This is a genomic window from Mesorhizobium sp. M8A.F.Ca.ET.181.01.1.1 (assembly GCF_004792025.1).
Classification (GTDB): Bacteria; Pseudomonadota; Alphaproteobacteria; order Rhizobiales; family Rhizobiaceae; genus Mesorhizobium.
The window spans coordinates 1-15,348 of sequence record NZ_SRTV01000013.1; the positions used below are offsets into that span (position 1 = coordinate 1).

The following is a 15,348-nucleotide window of genomic DNA, read 5'->3' on the forward strand; positions in this document are numbered from 1 at the left end:
TGGGCTCTGGCGCCGGCGGCACCCGCAACATTTCCGGCACGTCCAACCCGTTGGTCGAACTCGAGCATGAGCTGGCCGACCTGCACGGCAAGGAAGCCGCCCTGGTCTTCACCTCCGGTTTCGTCTCGAACGAAGCCTCGATCTCGACCATCGCACGGCTTTTGCCCAATTGCCTGATCATCTCGGACGAGTTGAACCATGCCTCGATGATCGAAGGCGTGCGGCGCTCGGGCGCCGAGAAGAAGATATTCCGGCACAATGACGTCGCGCATCTGGAAAGCCTTTTGCAGACGGCCGGGCGCGAACGCGCCAAGCTGATCGTCTTCGAAAGCGTCTATTCGATGGATGGCGACATCGCGCCGATCAAGGAGATCGTCGAGCTCGCCGAGCGCTACAACGCCATGACCTATATCGACGAGGTCCATGCGGTGGGCATGTACGGGCCGCGCGGCGGCGGCATCACCGAGCGCGAGGGCCTCGCCGACCGCATCGACATCATCGAGGGCACGCTGGCCAAGGCGTTCGGCACGCTGGGCGGCTACATCACCGGCACCAGTGCCGTCATCGACGCGGTGCGCTCCTATGCGCCGGGCTTCATCTTCACCACCGCGCTGCCGCCGGCCATCGCCGCCGCGGCCACCACGTCGATCCGTCACCTGAAGCGCTCGCAGGCCGAACGCGACGCCCAGCAGCAGCAGGCGAGCCGAACCAAGCAGATCCTGTCCGCCGCCGGCCTGCCGGTGATGGAATCGCCGACCCACATCGTGCCGGTTCTGGTCGGCGACCCGGAGCTGTGCAAGATGGCCAGCGACCGGCTGCTTGGCGTGCACGGCCTCTATATCCAGCCGATCAACTACCCGACCGTGCCGCGCGGCACCGAGCGGCTGCGCATCACGCCGACGCCATTCCATTCGGATGCGCTGATCGCCGAACTGCAGGACGCGCTGGTCGAAACCTGGGACGCGCTCGGCATCCCCTACGGTTCGGCGGGACGGCCGGCCGTCGCGAAAAGCGACCGGATCATTCCGCTGCTGGTGCAAAAATCCGGCGGCTGAAACCCGCCGCTTGCGCAAACGGTGTTCGTCCCCTTTGCCAGCGGGTGCGCGGCCTCCTCGAACTGGTCGAGGCGGCTGTAGAAAACAATCGGGGCGACGCACTTTTGAACGATTTGATCCTGCTCAATGCTCAAAGCCTTTCGATGCCTGAGAATGGAGTTCAAATCTTCGAGGAGCATCCGCCATGGGTCATATTTCCCACACGTCCTTTGCTGACTTCACGCACGCTGGCCAGCAGGCGCAACAATGGGTCAAGGAGCTCGCCAAGGACCTCTGCTGGAGCGAACCGAGCGCGTGCCGTCTCCTGAGATCCGTTCTACACACGGTGCGGGATTGGCTTTCGCCAGCAGAAATGGCCGATCTCTCGGCGCAACTGCCTGTTTTGGTCCGCGGCATCTATTTCGAAGGCTGGAACCCCGCGGTGCCTGCGCATGAGCGCACCAAGCGCGACTTTATTATCAGCGTTAGAAACAGTTTCGGCTACGATGAGGAGATCGATTTCGATGTCGCGATCAGTGCCGTTTTCAAGCTTCTCGACCGTCACATTTCGCATGGCGAGATCGTACAGGTCAGAAACTCGATGAAGAAGTCGCTGCGAAAACTGTGGCCGGTGGATTGACCGATGTTCCGCGACCGGGAAGACGCTGGAGTCAAGCTTGGCCTGGAACTGAGCAGGCTTCAATTGCATCACCCGATCGTACTGGCATTACCGCGCGGCGGCGTGCCCGTCGCAGTGGAAGTGGCCAAAGCCCTCCACGCTCCTCTTGATCTGCTTATCATCCGCAAGGTGGGCGCCCCGGGCAATCCCGAGCTGGCTGTTGCCGCAATCGTCGATGGCGACCCTGGGGAGGTCGTGCTGAACCGTGAGATTGTCGAGACCTATGCACTCGACGAATGCGAGCTACGTGTCTTGATTGCAAATGAGCGACCAGAACTCGAGCGCCGGCGCGCTGCCTATCGCTGGAAGACCAGACCGATCTCGATTGCGGGAAAGACCGCGATCATCGTCGATGACGGGGCCGCGACCGGTACGACCATGAAAATCGCGATCCGCGCCCTCAAGCGCCGGTCACCGAGGGAAATCGTCGTGGCAATTCCTGTTTCACCGCAAGAGACGGTCGTTGAACTGGAACAGGAAGCGGACCGTGTGGTTTGCCTTAGTCAGCCAGGACAGTTCCGGGCCTTGGGCCACCACTATCTGCGGTTCCCGCGGCTCTCTGACAACGACGTTGTCTTCGCTATGGACGAGGCTGCCCAACTGTACAAAACTGGCCAGCGGCACGTTTCCGGCCTAGCCGTAAAGAACAGGAGATCGCACTAATGCAGATCAGCACGCTTTCGGCTTTGGAATGTACCAAATTGCTGACGGCCAATCGTGTTGGCCATCTGGCATGCGCTAAGGATGGGCAGCCCTATGTCGTGCCCTTCCACTACGCCCATTCGGACGCTCATCTTTACGCGTTTTCCATGCCGGGCAAAAAGATCGAATGGATGCGGTCCAATCCGCTGGTGTCCGTCCAGGTGGACGAACATGGCCAGGGCCGAGGATGGAGAAGTGTCATTGTCGATGGCCGATATGAAGAGCTGCCCGACCGGATCGGCCACAAGCTTCAAAGGGACCATGCCTGGTCGGTGTTGAGCAAGCACACCGACTGGTGGGAGCCCGGCGCACTCAAGCCGATCACTCCTCCCGCGGCCGACAATGCACCGCATGTCTTCTTCCGGATTCTGATCGAGCAGGTGTCCGGTCGAGAGGCGAGCGAGTAAGTCCGCAACCCTTCGCTACAGGAACGAGAGCGGGCCGGCGCAAGCTGCGCCGGCCCGCTCTTCCCTGTGAATTGCTATCGCGCCATGAAGACCGGCAACGATTGACCTTCAAGCATCGACTTGGTGACCCCACCGAAAATCCGTTCGCGCAACCGGGAATGACCGTAGGCGCCCATGACCATCAGCTCAGCCGCAACGTCGCCGGCATGCTGGCGAAGCACATCGGCAACCGAATGGTTCGCGCTCGGCAGCCGGTCGACCGTAACCTTCACGCCATGCCGGGCAAGATAGGCCGCGGCATCTGCACCCGGCTCCTCGCCATGATGGAACTCATCTTCAATAGGATCGACGATGACAAGGCGCACATCTTCGGCGCCCTTCAGCATATCGAGGGACTCGCGGACGGCGCGCGATGACTCAAGGCGGGCGTCCCATGCAACGAGGACGCGTTTCGGCTTCAGCGTCGGCCGCGTGCCCTCGGGAACGAGCAGAATAGGCTTTCCCGACGAGAACAGCGTGCCCTCGATGACTTTATCCTTCAGCGTATGGCTTGCCAGCAAATCTGGCCCGAGAATGGTCAGATCGGCGTAGCGGGCACGCCTTCCGATGACGTCGTCCGCCCACCCCGTGTCGGGATAGTCGTCGCTCAGATCGGCCGATACGGCGCTCTGGGAGAGAAAGCCGGCGACATCCGAAATTCTCTTCTCGAGCCTTTTCAGCTCGGCCTGGCGTTCCTCCAGCCAGGCAGGCGAAACGACAGCGGCATACTCGCCGCCTGAGGGCGGCGCGGCAAGCTCGAGAACGAGCACGGAGAGATGGGCGCCGACCTGTTCGCACAGCGAGGCGGCTAGCTTGAGATCACCTTCACCCTGGTTCGGCCCGGTAACCGTAAGCAAGGTCCTGAAAGTCACGGCGGCAACTCCTGATTTCGATTGAAGGATCAGTCGTGGTTTCAGTCATTAGCGAGGCTGCCCGATGCGTTCATTGCGCTGAATCAAATACCGTGACCGCGGCGGCATTTGATCCGCATCAACGCACTAGCAAACCAGGGCTGTAGGTTTCAGTCGATCAGTCGGGGAAACGCAGATGAAATTCCTGATCGCGGCGATTTTGGCGGGATTGGCCCTCAACGCAGCTGGCGCCCAGGAACTCGGCAACGGCAAGGCGGAATACATGAACTCATGCGCCGTCTGCCATGGCCTTGAAGGCAAGGGGGACGGCCCGTTGGGCGACGAGTTGTTGAAGCGGCCAAGCGACCTGACGCGCCTCTCCAGGCGCAATGGCGGCGAATTCCCTTATTGGCGCGTCTTTGCCGTCATCGACGGCCGCGGCATGGTGCCGGCGCATGGCAATCGCGACATGCCGGTCTGGGGTCGGCAATTCCTTCCGGGTGACGTGAAGAAATATGGCCCGAATGCCGGGGAAATCGTCACCAGGGAACGGATCCATGATCTGGCCGGTTATGTCGAGACGTTGCAGCAATGAAAACAGAGGGCGCAAACAGTCTCCGCACGACACAGGCATCGATGAGGCCGGACATGGTCGTTGACGAGCAGCAATCCGCTACGGCGTTCCTGCTTGATCCCGCCTCCTATGGCATGGCCGGACAGGTCGAAGCGATCGAGACTCATATCTCGCGAATTTTCTTGATCGATGGACGTGCCTTTAAGATGAAACGGGCGGTCAAGCTGCCCTATGTCGATTTCTCGACGCCAGCACTAAGGCTGGCCGCTTGCGAAAAAGAGGTGGAACTCAACGCCAGGACCGCACCCGGCCTCTATCTGGGCGTGCGGCGCATTACCCGCGAAGTCGACGGCAAACTCGTTTTCGATGGCGCTGGCCAAATGGTCGATGCGGTGATCGAGATGGTCCGGTTTGATCAGTCGAGGCTCCTTGATCGGATGGCGACCGCGGGAGAACTGACGCCAGCGCTGATGACGGCGGTCGCACGCATGATCGTGGGACATCACCGTGCGGCGCCGAAGATCCACAACGGAACCGGCTCATTCAATTTGATGGGCGTGCTCGACATCAACGAGGCCGGCTTTGGCACCAGTCACATTTTTACAAAACGAGAGATCGAGACGTTTGCCCGGGCTTTCCGCACCGCACTCGCGCGCCATTCCGGATTGCTGGATCGCCGGGAGGCCGCGGGCAAGATCCGCCAGTGTCATGGCGATCTGCACCTGCGCAACATCTGCCTTTTCGATGGCGAGCCTCGCCTCTTCGATTGCATCGAATTCAATGACCAGATCGCCAGCATCGATGTTCTGTACGACCTTGCCTTCTTGCTGATGGACCTTTGGCATCGCCGTTTCCCAGAGCTCGCCAATCTCGTGATGAACCGCTACCTCGACGAGGCCGATGACGAGGATGGCTTTGTCCTGCTGCCTTTCTTCATGGCGGTGCGGGCGGCTGTGCGCGCGCATGTCACCGCCACCCAGGTCGAGGAAGGCAGCGCCGATTCCGGCAAATTGACTGCCGAGGCCCGATCCTATTTCGAACTGGCCCGAACATTTCTGCAGCAAACGCCGCCCAGGCTCGTTGCCATCGGCGGTCTCAGTGGTTCAGGCAAGACGACCATTGCCGAGGCGCTCGCCGCCCATATCGGTGCGCCGCCCGGTGCGCGCATAGTCGAAAGCGACCGCATCCGCAAAGCGATGCACGGCGTGCCCGCCGAGGCCAGGCTGCCGGACAAGGCCTATCGTCCTGATGTGTCCGATCGCGTCTACAACGAAATGGCATGGCGCGCCGGCTTGATTCTCTCCGAGGGTGGCTCGGTTGTAGCTGATGCGGTTTTCGACAGACCGGCCGATCGTGAGCGGATCGAGAAGGCGGCGCGAGACCGGGGTATTCCATTCTTCGGTTTCTGGCTGGAGGCGGATCCACTCGTCCTTTGGCGACGGGTCAGCGAACGCAAGGGCGGTCCCTCGGATGCAACGGTCGATATCCTTTCGCGTCAATTGCAGCGAAAAGCCGGCCAGGCCAGCTGGCGCAGGACCGATTCCGATCGAAAGCCCGTCGACATTGCCGCGGAACTGAGGAGATGTTGGCAGCGCGATGCTTCCGAAACCCTGTGCACGGCCTCCTGACTGTTGCGGATGATTGACCTCAACCGAGTTCGAGCTTGGCCTCGATAAGCCCTGGCTCGTTCGGAAGATGCATCAAGGAGAAGCCGAATTCACGGCACATTGCCAGCATCTTGCTGTTTTCACCGAGCACGATACCTTCGATGCGGCGGATCCCATCGGCCTTTGCATAATCGACGATCTGGCTGAGCAACTCCCAACCTAGGCCATGACCCTGCAAGTCCGTCCGCACCAGCAATGCGTATTCGGCGCTGACGTGGTCGGGATCGCAGGACAACCGGCTGATGCCCGCCAGCGCGCCAGTGCTCTTGTCCAATGCTACGAAAGCCATATTGCGGTCGTAGTCGAGCTGGGTGAGCCGCTTCAACACCTGATCGGAGAAGCTTTTTCGCGGCGAAAGGAAACGCAGGCGCAAATCGTCAGACGAAATTTTGGCCAGGAATTCGGGATAGAGCGCGATGTCGGTCGGCTTGATCGGCCGGACGTGATAATGCGCGCCACCTGCCGACGTTTCCTTCTCCCAACCTGACGGGTAGGGCCGGATGCACAGTGCAGGATTCGGCCCAGGTTCCTCCACCCGCTTCGGTTCGATCTCGATGCGTGCATCGAGCGCGATCACGCCGGCGGTGTCCGCGAGCAACGGATTGATGTCCATTGATAGGAGGCACGGAAAGTCGACAACCATCTGCGATAGGCCGTTGAGCGCCGCAACGATCGCCTGCTGATCCGCAGGTTTGCGATCGCGGAATCCGTCGAGCAGCCGACCGATCCGCGTTTGCCCGATCAGGTCACCGGCAAGAACTTCGTCGAGCGGAGGCAACGCGATCGCGGTATCGTCCATCACCTCAACGGCGACGCCACCCGCCCCGAACAGGAGAACCGGACCGAAAATCGAATCATGGCTGACACCAAGGATCAGTTCCTGAGCCTGTTTTCGCACCACCATCGGCTGTACGGCATAACCCTCGATATCGGCCTGAGGATCGTGCTTATGCAACCGGGCCTCGATTGCGCGTGCTGCCTCCTCGGCTGCCGCCGCGGCTGCAATGCCGAGCACCACCCCGCCAATGTCCGACTTGTGCGAGATCGCCTTTGACAGCAGCTTGACGACGACCTGCTCGGATGTCTTGAGAAGCCGGCCGGCCGCCTGCCCCACTTTGGCAGGGGATCTGGCGATGATCGTTTCGGGCACCGGGATGCCGTAGGCGGAAATCGCCGCCTTGGCCTCGGGCTCGGTCAGCATGCGCCGGCCTTCCCTGGCGACCTGCCTGAATAGGGCAAGCACCGCTTCTCGACCGCTCGTGGCGGCCTCGCCGTGGCTCGACGGCGTACGTAGCAGGGCCCGCTGGGCTCGCGACCAGTCGGCGAGGTAGGATACGGCCGTCGCGGCATCGGCGGGTGTCTCGAGGCTGGCAATCCCCGCGTCCTGAAGGATACGTCGCCCTTCGCGCGCCGTGTGTTCGCCAAGCCAGCAGGTCAGGACCGGTTTGCCGCCGATCTTACCGTCCTGCGCGAGCGTTGCCACCGCGCTTGCCGCGGCGAGCGGCGAGCCGAGCCCGGTCGGGCAGTTCATGACCAGGACAACGTCGGTCCCGGCATCGGCCGCGATGGCCTCGACCGCGACCCGGTAGCGCTCAGGCGGAGCGTCGCCGATGATGTCGACCGGATTGGCATGCGACCATGTGGCCGGCAGGACGGCATCCAGGCGGGCAATCGTTCCCGGCGCGAGTTCGGCCAACTCCCCGTTGCAGTCGATAAGTTGGTCGACGGCAAGCACGCCGGCGCCACCGCCATTGGTGACGATGCCGACGCGGGCTCGCTCCAGCGGAGCAAAGCGGGCGGTCGTTTCAACCGCGTCGAACAACTCGGCCAGGCCTTCGACGCGCAGGATGCCCGCGCGCCGCAATGCGGCATCGACGACACGATCCGCGCCCGACAGCGCGCCGGTATGGGTCGCGGCCGCTTTGGCCGCCTGCTCGTGCCGGCCCGACTTGATGACGATCACCGGCTTGAGGCGCGCGGCGGCGCGCGCCGCCGACATGAACTTGCGCGGATTGGGAATGGTTTCGAGATACATCACGATGGCGTGGGTGTGCATGTCGCCCGCCAGCATGTCGAGGCAGTCCCCCACATCGACATCGGCCATGTCGCCAAGGGAGACGATCTGCGAGAAGCCGACATTGTTGTCGGCCGCCCAGTCGATCAGCGATGTGGCAATGGCGCCGGATTGCGACAGCAGTGCGATGTTGCCGGACTTCGCGGCCATATGCGCAAATCCGGCATTTAGCTTCATCGGCGGGATCATCAGCCCGACGGTGTTCGGCCCGATGATGCGGAAGAGCGTGGGCTTGGCAGCGTCCAGCATCGCCTGACGCAGGCCATTCTCGCGCGTAAGCCCGGCAGTGATCACGACCGCCGTCCGCGTGCCCTTTTCAGCAAGGTCGCGCACGATGCCGGGAACTGTCTCAGGCGGCGTAACGATGACACCAAGGTCTGGGACGTCAGGCAGATCCGCCGCTTCAGCATAGCATTGCCGATCGGCGATCTGCGAATATTTCGGGTTGACCGGCCAGATGTCGCCCTCGAAGCCACCGCTGACGATGTTGTCGAAAACGACATGGCCGACGGAGCCTTCGCGCACCGACGCACCGAAGACAGCAACGGACTTCGGGGCGAACGCATGTTCGAGATTTCGGATCGTCACCCCTTGTGTCTCCTGTTAGCGGCGATAATCGCCGGTCGATCTTGCCCGTTCGTTGCGTTGGATCAAAGCGTTCTGTGGTTCTCGCGACTAGCTGTTGCCCGAGTTCGACGCGCTCGTCAGCGCTGACGAAAATTGGCGAGCATCGATCAGATCGGAAGGCATCGCATGAACGAGTCCATCCTGCGACGCGCATTGCTGGTGATTGCCATCCTGGGTCTCGCCGTTGGGATCGGAGCGTGGCGAACCGGGCTCGGGCCCCTTGAGGCCGACACGATCTGGACGGTGGCGACGTTGCCCGTGGTAGCGGCTCTCGCCATCTCCATCCTGCGCGATTTCTGGATCGGCCGCTTCGGTGTCGATGCTATTGCGCTGGTGTCGATGTCCGCCGCGCTGTTTCTTGGCCAACCCTTGGCGGCAGTGGTGGTCGCGATTATGTATGCCGGCGGCACGGTGCTTGAGGATTTCGCTCGCGGCCGCGCGGAACGGAACCTCAAGGCATTGACCGACCGATCGCCGCGTGTCGCCCACCGAACGTCAACGCTGGGGACAGAAACCATCTCCGTCGAGGACGTTGATGTCGGCGACGAGATTCTGGTCCGGGCCGGCGAACTGCTCCCCGTCGATGGCATCCTGCTTGATGCTTCGGCCTCTCTCGACGAGTCCGCAGTGAGCGGAGAACCCCTGCCGGAACGGCGCAGCGCGGGGGATGTGCTGCGCAGCGGCACCGTCAATGCGGGCGAGACCTTCAGCATGCGGGCTTCTGCCCTCGCGGAACAGAGCACTTATGCCGCGATCGTACGCATGGTCGCTGCAGCGCAGACCGCGAAATCTCCATTCATTCGCATGGCCGACCGCTTTGCCCTGTTCCTTCTGCCAGCCACACTGCTGGTTTCCGGCGCCGCCTGGTATGTTTCCGGCGACCCAATCAGAGCGCTTGCGGTGCTGGTCGTCGCAACGCCCTGCCCGCTCATCCTTGCTGCCCCCGTTGCATTCATCGGCGGCGTCTCGCGTGCCGCGCGTGCCGGCATCCTTATGAAAGGCAGCACGGCGCTGGAGGCTCTAGCGCAAGTCCGAACCGCGATCTTCGACAAGACGGGGACCTTGACCATCGGTGGCGCCGAGCTCATCGAAATCGAAGCCGCACCCGGCAGTGACGCGAACCATCTGCTGCAGCTGTTGGCATCCCTGGAACAGGCCTCACACCATGTGCTCGCCGACTCGATCATCCGGGAGGCGCGCGGCAGACAGCTGATGCTTTCGCATCCGCGTGATGTCCGCGAGCATCGCGGCGCAGGCCTGAAGGGCCGGGTCGAGAACATTGCGATCGCCTCCGGATCGCGGGCTCTTGTGCTCGCCGACAGTCCCCTGCCCAACTGGGCGAAAGGGGGCGAAGAAAAATACCGGGACGAGGCGGTGCTCAGGGTCTTTGTAGCACTCGGCGGGCAGCTTGCCGGTGTTTTCACGTTCGGCGACGCCCTGCGTGTTGATGCGCATGACGCACTCGGCAAGCTGCGCTCCGCTGGCATTGATCGCATGATCATGCTCACAGGCGACGACGGCGTGGCGGCCAAGCGCATCTCCGCCCGGCTCGACCTCGACGCCCTGGTCGCCGATGCGACCCCTGCCGAAAAAGTCGCGACGGTCACAGCCGAGAAAGCCTTGGCGCCGACGATGATGGTCGGCGACGGCATCAACGATGCACCCGCTCTTGCCGCCGCGACGGTCGGCGTCGCCATGGGCGCGCGTGGGGCGACGGCCTCTTCCGAGGCGGCGGACGTCATCGTGCTGACCGACAGGCTGCTGCCTGTCGCCGATGCCGTCCGGATTGCACGGCGAACGCGATCGATCGCCTTGCAAAGCATCATTGCCGGACTGGCGCTGTCGGGGCTGGCAATGATCGCAGCGGCCATGGGGCAGATCACGCCGGTTGCCGGAGCGCTACTTCAGGAAGGGATTGACGTGGCGGTTATCCTGAACGCTTTGCGGACCCTTGGCGATGGACATCTGTGGCGCGCATAGTGGTCGAGAACAAGTTCGGTGAATGGCCATGGCACAGCAAAATCTGGTGGTTTGCAGCAAATGCGGCGGAGTCAATCGCCTGCCGCCGTCACGAAATGCCAGTGAGGCAAAATGTGGAAAGTGCGGGACCAGACTGTTTTCAGGTCACCCCCCGGACGTCGACGCCAAGACGTTCGATCACCAGATTACGCGAAGCAGTATTCCCGTTGTCGTCGACATCTGGGCACCTTGGTGCGGCCCCTGCAAGATGATGGCGCCGGCCTATGAAGCGGCGGCAATCGAACTGGAGCCACATGTTCGCCTGATCAAACTCAATTCCGAAAATGAGCAATCTGTCGCGGCAAGGCTCGGCATTCGCGGCATCCCGACCATGATTCTGTTCCATGGCGGACGCGAACTCGCGCGCACATCTGGCGCAATGACGGCAGGCCAGATCGTCAGGTGGGTTCGCGACCGCCTGCCGACGGTGACCGCCTGAAGTCGTCGCGCCAATGGATCCGCTCATCGCCCGGCTTGGACTGGCCCTCGCAATAGGTCTCCTTGTAGGCTTGGAGCGTGGTTGGCAAGAGCGGGATGCGCCCGACCGCAGTCGCACAGCTGGCATCCGGACATTCGGCATATCCGGGCTGCTTGGTGGCGTGCTCGCGGCGCTGGCCAGTGCACTAGGCTCCGTATCGGTGCTCGTCGGAGGCTTCATCGCCTTTGCGGCAATCTTTGCCTGGTACAAGGCGCGTGAGGCTGCCCATGACGAGGATTTCAGCGTCACGAGCGTGATCGCAGGCCTGGGCGTTTTCGCCCTTGGCGCGCTTTCCGTAGCCGGCGATTATCGGGCTGCTGCTGCGGGCGGGGCGGCACTGGCGGCAATCCTGGCCAGCCGAGAAGTCCTGCACGGTCTTTTGAAGCGACTGACCTGGGTCGAACTGCGTTCGGCGCTGATCCTGGCAGTGATGACGGCGATCGTCTTACCCCTGTTGCCAAACCGGACGATGGACCCGTGGGGCGGTTTCAATCCTTGGGAAGTTTGGTTCCTGACGGTGCTGATGGCCTCGATATCGTTCGCCGGCTACGTGGCTGTTCGCATTCTGGGAAATACGCGTGGGCTGCTGGTCAGTTCGCTCGTCGGTGCGATCGTCTCTTCCACAGCGGTGACCTTGGCGCTTGCCCGCAATGCCGCGTCGGGCGGCAATCCACTGCCGCTCGCCGGGGCGGCATCCCTGGCTGCAATGGTTTCGGTGCTCCGCGTCTGCGCCGTGATTCTGATCATAGAGCCAGGCGTGTTCGCTTCGGTCGCTATAGCGGCGATGGCAGCCGCGCTCGCCTTCGCTGTCTGCGGCGCATTGCTGATGACTCGCGACAGCGGGAATGAGGAACGCAGCGCTATTGCGCGCAATCCATTCGAGCTGGGTCCGCTGTTGCTGTTCGCGCTGCTCTTCGCGCTTGTCGCGACCGCAAGCGCTGGATTGGCAGCTCAATTCGGCAGCCGCGGCTTGCTGGTTACCTCAGCGCTGGCAGGCACGTTCGATGTCGACGTCTCGGTGCTCAGTGCCTTGCGGCTGGTCAAGTATTCGGTCCCCGTCGAGACTGTCGGTCAGGCTGTGCTGGCGGCACTGGCGGCAAATGCGATCGGCCGCCTGTCACTGGCGGTATTTGCCGGTCCGATCAGGTTCTGGGTGCCGCTGGCCGGCGCAACCCTGACCGCTGCGACCGCCGGCTATGGCGCCATGTTGTCGCCTGGCCCGGGATAGAAGCGCGGTTCTTGAGCCATCTTTGATGCGGATCAAGGGGCAGGCCCAGCTACGGCTCTATGGGACTCCTTAAAAGGAGTTCGCCATGACCAGTTTGAAGGACCTTACCCCGAAATTCCGCCATGTCCGGCTGCTGCTAGCCCGCGAGAAGGATCACCCGGGAGGAGATCGTGAAGAGGGTTACGACGTGCTGGCTCCGCTGAACGGCGAAGGGCGTATCGATGCCGAAGAATGGAAATCGCACAGGGCCTCATGTCGAGTTCGCCGCTTTCGGACTGGCGAGGAGGATCTGATCGGCCGGCTGAGACGCAAGCCCGGCGGGCAGTGGTATTTCGACTACGCCGAAGGCGACCGCGATGACGAAATCGGCTTTCATCTCGGCGACGAACGGTTCGTGACCGGTGAATATGTGTCGATCGAGCGCAACGGCACCATGCACACCTACCAGGTGGCAAGGGTCGAGCGGCCATGACGCGGCAACGCCTGGCTCCCGGGGAGTAGACCATGTCGCGACGCATCCTGATAGTGGTCGGCCATCCAGACTCGTCCCCGGATCGGCTCTGCCGCGGTCTTGCCGACGCCTATGGCGAGGGCGCGGGAAAGGCAGGGCATGGTGTCCGCCGGGTCGATCTGGGGGCAATCGATTTTCCGATGCTTCGGACGATGCAGGAGTTCGAGCATGGTGCGGTTCCCGATGAGTTGAAAGAAGCAGCCGAGGCGATCGTGTGGGCTGAGCATGTCGTCTTTGTCTTTCCGCTGTGGCTTGGAACCATGCCGGCCATACTCAAGGCATTTCTGGAACAGGTCATGCGGCCGGGAACGGCCTTTGCCTATCCGGACAAGGGCGGCGGCTTCACCAAGACATTGCTTCGTGGCCGCTCGGCGCGCGTCGTGGTGACGATGGGCATGCCTTCCGTCGTGTATCGGCTATGGTTCCTCGGACACGGCATCGCCGGCCTGAAGCGAAGCATTCTGCAATTTGTCGGCATCAGTCCGGTACGCGAGACCTTGTTCGGCATGGTCGCTGGAGCCAGCGATGCGACCCGTGCGAAGTGGATCCGGCATATGCGCGAACTGGGTGGACGGGCCAGATAACGCTCCCACATAACGCTCGTTGAATGCCGATCACGGCACCAGGACGGCGGCGCCGCTCAATCTGCCTTGCCTCACATCGTCCAATGCCTGATTGGCCTGTTCCAGCGGGTAGACCTTGGTGTACGTGTGCACCCGAGCGCGCCTGGCAATGGGAAAGAACTCTTCGGCGTCGCGGCGCGTCAGGTTTGCAACCGACACCAGTTCACGCTCTTCCCAGAGCAACTCGTAGGCCATCGCCGGAATGTCGCTCATGTGGATGCCGCCGCAAACCACCCGGCCGCCCTTGCGCACGGCACCAAGTGCGATCGGCACCAGGTCACCCACAGGAGCGAAGATGATCGCGGCATCGAGCTGCCTGGGCGGAAGCTCCTCCGACCCGCCCGCCCACGTCGCGCCGAGCGAGCGGGCGAATTCCCGTGCTTCACTGTCGCCGGGCCGGGTGAAAGCGAAGATGTCACGACCCTGCCAGATTGCGATCTGCGCAACGATATGTGCAGCGGCACCGAAGCCGTAGATCCCGAGCCGCTTGCCGTCACCGGCCTTCTTCAGGCATCGCCAGCCGATCAGGCCAGCGCAAAGCAACGGCGCCTGCGATACGGGGTCGGCATCCGTGTCCAGATCGAAGGCGAATTGCGCGTCGGCAATGACATGGCTGGCGAAGCCGCCATCGCGTGTATAACCCGTGAAATCTGGCTGATCGCAGAGATTTTCATTCTCCGCGACACAGTAGGGACAATGCCCGCAAGTGTGCCCAAGCCAAGGCACGCCAACCCTGCGCCCGATCCTGGAACGCGCCACGCCTTTGCCGACGGAATCGATAGTGCCGACGATTTCGTGACCCGGAATGAGCGGCAGTTTTGGATGACGCAGATCGCCATCAATGACATGCAGATCGGTCCGGCAGACAGCGCATGCCTCGATCCTCAACCTGATCTCACCGGGTCTCGCTATGGGATCAGGCCTGTCGACCAGCTTCAATGGCACGCCGATGTTTTCGAGCACCATCGCTCTCATGACGTGCTCCATGTTGCCCCGGAAAAACAAATGCCGTGACTGCCCAGCCTCCGCCGTGGCGCGGCCAAACCGACAAGGCCGGCGATCCCGGCAGGCTTTCGAAAACTGCGGCAGTCACAGGTTCCGGCCAGGCGGCTGCCTGCTTCATTATCTATGGCTCGACGGTGAATTCGGCCCACATGCCGGCTCCATAGTGACCTGGCACGTTGCAGATAAGCAGGTATTTTCCAGCCTTCAGCTCGACGGTCAACGTGCCTGATTTTCCCGGATCAAGCTCCGAAACTTCGCCCTTGTCGCCAGCCTTGTCTTCGTCGACGCGGTTCTCGGCTTCAAGGTAAGGAAGCGGCTTGCCGGGATCGGCAAGGTGCATCACGATCATTTCGTGGACGGTGTCCTTGGAGTCATTCTTCACATTGAATGTGACCTCTCCGGCCTTTGCCACACTTGGCAAAGCCTTGATGCCCATGGTCGCCTTGGCGAGATCGAGGCCCGGCGCTGCATACGCAAGACCCATCGGCATCTCCGTGCTCGCGCCCTTGTCCCAGAGCGAAACCTGGACGAGCGCGTCAGCCTGGGCGGCGCCGGCATGGCTAGCCATGAGCATTGCAGCAGCAAGCCCAAATGTTGCTTTCCTCAATACGGTTTTCATGGCGATCCTCTTTCCGGGTGGGCAGCAGAAGTGCTCTACATCCGGCCGTCATCCTGCTCACGACGTCACCCGCCGTCCTTGCGCCAGATCAAATTGATCGGCGCGGCCCCGATCGGTACCGATGATACAATTGTCAGCCAGTTGTCAGCTTGAATTGATTATTTCGCTCCAATGGCGGTGAGAATCGCCGTCTGGACGATCGAAGATTCAC

General features: G+C 62.2%; 15 protein-coding genes. 11 read left to right on the forward strand and 4 right to left on the reverse strand.

Features of this window, described 5'->3' with window-relative positions:
• From hemA to EN824_RS30420, 4 genes are all read left to right on the forward strand, one after another.
• On the forward strand, positions 1-1,055 hold a 1,055-nt coding region (hemA, locus tag EN824_RS30405), incomplete at its 5' end, for a 5-aminolevulinate synthase (protein WP_127280178.1).
• A gap of 184 nt (positions 1,056-1,239) precedes the next feature.
• Positions 1,240-1,674, forward strand: a complete 435-nt coding sequence (locus tag EN824_RS30410) for a DUF2267 domain-containing protein (protein WP_127280177.1) — start codon at positions 1,240-1,242, stop codon at positions 1,672-1,674.
• A gap of 3 nt (positions 1,675-1,677) precedes the next feature.
• Positions 1,678-2,376: a phosphoribosyltransferase gene (locus tag EN824_RS30415; RefSeq protein ID WP_127280176.1), complete on the forward strand. Its 699-nt coding sequence runs from the start codon at positions 1,678-1,680 to the stop codon at positions 2,374-2,376.
• Positions 2,376-2,822, forward strand: coding sequence for a pyridoxamine 5'-phosphate oxidase family protein (locus EN824_RS30420; RefSeq protein ID WP_127280175.1), 447 nt, complete (start codon positions 2,376-2,378; stop codon positions 2,820-2,822). Before EN824_RS30415 ends, EN824_RS30420 begins: the two co-directional genes overlap by 1 nt.
• Before the next feature lie 74 nt (positions 2,823-2,896).
• Here the strand turns inward: EN824_RS30420 and EN824_RS30425 are convergent, their stop codons facing one another.
• A complete protein-coding gene (locus EN824_RS30425; protein WP_127280174.1) occupies positions 2,897-3,733 on the reverse strand; it encodes a universal stress protein in 837 nt (278 codons plus the stop codon).
• Between the two features lie 175 nt (positions 3,734-3,908).
• On the opposite strand from EN824_RS30425, the gene EN824_RS30430 reads away from it, so the two are divergent.
• Positions 3,909-4,307 carry a cytochrome c gene (locus tag EN824_RS30430; RefSeq protein ID WP_127280173.1) on the forward strand — a complete coding sequence of 133 codons (399 nt, stop codon included), beginning with the start codon at positions 3,909-3,911 and terminating at the stop codon, positions 4,305-4,307.
• 113 nt (positions 4,308-4,420) lie between these two features.
• Entirely contained in the window at positions 4,421-5,914 is a 1,494-nt protein-coding gene (locus tag EN824_RS30435) for a bifunctional aminoglycoside phosphotransferase/ATP-binding protein (RefSeq protein ID WP_245521051.1), read from the forward strand.
• A gap of 19 nt (positions 5,915-5,933) precedes the next feature.
• On the opposite strand, the gene EN824_RS30440 is transcribed toward EN824_RS30435, so the two are convergent.
• On the reverse strand, positions 5,934-8,615 hold the full coding sequence (locus EN824_RS30440; protein ID WP_135933040.1) for a bifunctional acetate--CoA ligase family protein/GNAT family N-acetyltransferase: 2,682 nt from the start codon (positions 8,613-8,615) through the stop codon (positions 5,934-5,936).
• Between the two features lie 165 nt (positions 8,616-8,780).
• Here EN824_RS30440 and EN824_RS30445 point away from each other — a divergent pair, with 165 nt between their 5' ends.
• The 5 genes from EN824_RS30445 (at position 8,781) to EN824_RS30465 (ending at position 13,474) form a co-directional block, all read left to right on the forward strand.
• On the forward strand, positions 8,781-10,634 hold the full coding sequence (locus EN824_RS30445) for a heavy metal translocating P-type ATPase (protein ID WP_127277205.1): 1,854 nt from the start codon (positions 8,781-8,783) through the stop codon (positions 10,632-10,634).
• Between the two features lie 28 nt (positions 10,635-10,662).
• A complete protein-coding gene (gene trxC, locus EN824_RS30450) occupies positions 10,663-11,112 on the forward strand; it encodes a thioredoxin TrxC (protein ID WP_135861773.1) in 450 nt (149 codons plus the stop codon).
• Positions 11,113-11,125: 13 nt separating this feature from the next.
• On the forward strand, positions 11,126-12,379 hold the full coding sequence (locus EN824_RS30455) for an MgtC/SapB family protein (protein ID WP_127277175.1): 1,254 nt from the start codon (positions 11,126-11,128) through the stop codon (positions 12,377-12,379).
• A gap of 85 nt (positions 12,380-12,464) precedes the next feature.
• Positions 12,465-12,851 (forward strand): hypothetical protein, encoded by a 387-nt coding sequence (locus EN824_RS30460; RefSeq protein WP_127277177.1) that lies wholly within the window; start codon positions 12,465-12,467, stop codon positions 12,849-12,851.
• Positions 12,852-12,883: 32 nt separating this feature from the next.
• On the forward strand, positions 12,884-13,474 hold the full coding sequence (locus tag EN824_RS30465) for an NAD(P)H-dependent oxidoreductase (protein WP_127277180.1): 591 nt from the start codon (positions 12,884-12,886) through the stop codon (positions 13,472-13,474).
• 30 nt (positions 13,475-13,504) lie between these two features.
• Here EN824_RS30465 and EN824_RS30470 read toward each other — a convergent pair whose 3' ends face one another.
• On the reverse strand, positions 13,505-14,488 hold the full coding sequence (locus tag EN824_RS30470; RefSeq protein WP_127277182.1) for a zinc-dependent alcohol dehydrogenase family protein: 984 nt from the start codon (positions 14,486-14,488) through the stop codon (positions 13,505-13,507).
• A 151-nt stretch (positions 14,489-14,639) separates the two neighbouring features.
• Positions 14,640-15,086: a sulfocyanin-like copper-binding protein gene (locus EN824_RS30475; protein WP_245464306.1), complete on the reverse strand. Its 447-nt coding sequence runs from the start codon at positions 15,084-15,086 to the stop codon at positions 14,640-14,642.
• Between the last annotated feature and the right edge of the window lie 262 nt (positions 15,087-15,348).

What these genes read in the sequence shown, in the direction of transcription:
- EN824_RS30410 (WP_127280177.1), top strand. Translation starts at nt 1,240, where the DNA reads ATGGGTCATATTTCCCACACGTCCTTTGCTGACTTCACGCACGCTGGC.
- EN824_RS30415 (WP_127280176.1), top strand. Translation starts at nt 1,678, where the DNA reads ATGTTCCGCGACCGGGAAGACGCTGGAGTCAAGCTTGGCCTGGAACTG.
- EN824_RS30420 (WP_127280175.1), top strand. Translation starts at nt 2,376, where the DNA reads ATGCAGATCAGCACGCTTTCGGCTTTGGAATGTACCAAATTGCTGACG.
- EN824_RS30430 (WP_127280173.1), top strand. Translation starts at nt 3,909, where the DNA reads ATGAAATTCCTGATCGCGGCGATTTTGGCGGGATTGGCCCTCAACGCA.
- EN824_RS30435 (WP_245521051.1), top strand. Translation starts at nt 4,421, where the DNA reads ATGGCCGGACAGGTCGAAGCGATCGAGACTCATATCTCGCGAATTTTC.
- EN824_RS30445 (WP_127277205.1), top strand. Translation starts at nt 8,781, where the DNA reads ATGAACGAGTCCATCCTGCGACGCGCATTGCTGGTGATTGCCATCCTG.
- trxC (WP_135861773.1), top strand. Translation starts at nt 10,663, where the DNA reads ATGGCACAGCAAAATCTGGTGGTTTGCAGCAAATGCGGCGGAGTCAAT.
- EN824_RS30455 (WP_127277175.1), top strand. Translation starts at nt 11,126, where the DNA reads ATGGATCCGCTCATCGCCCGGCTTGGACTGGCCCTCGCAATAGGTCTC.
- EN824_RS30460 (WP_127277177.1), top strand. Translation starts at nt 12,465, where the DNA reads ATGACCAGTTTGAAGGACCTTACCCCGAAATTCCGCCATGTCCGGCTG.
- EN824_RS30465 (WP_127277180.1), top strand. Translation starts at nt 12,884, where the DNA reads ATGTCGCGACGCATCCTGATAGTGGTCGGCCATCCAGACTCGTCCCCG.
- EN824_RS30470 (WP_127277182.1), bottom strand. Translation starts at nt 14,488, where the DNA reads ATGAGAGCGATGGTGCTCGAAAACATCGGCGTGCCATTGAAGCTGGTC.
- EN824_RS30475 (WP_245464306.1), bottom strand. Translation starts at nt 15,086, where the DNA reads ATGGCTAGCCATGCCGGCGCCGCCCAGGCTGACGCGCTCGTCCAGGTT.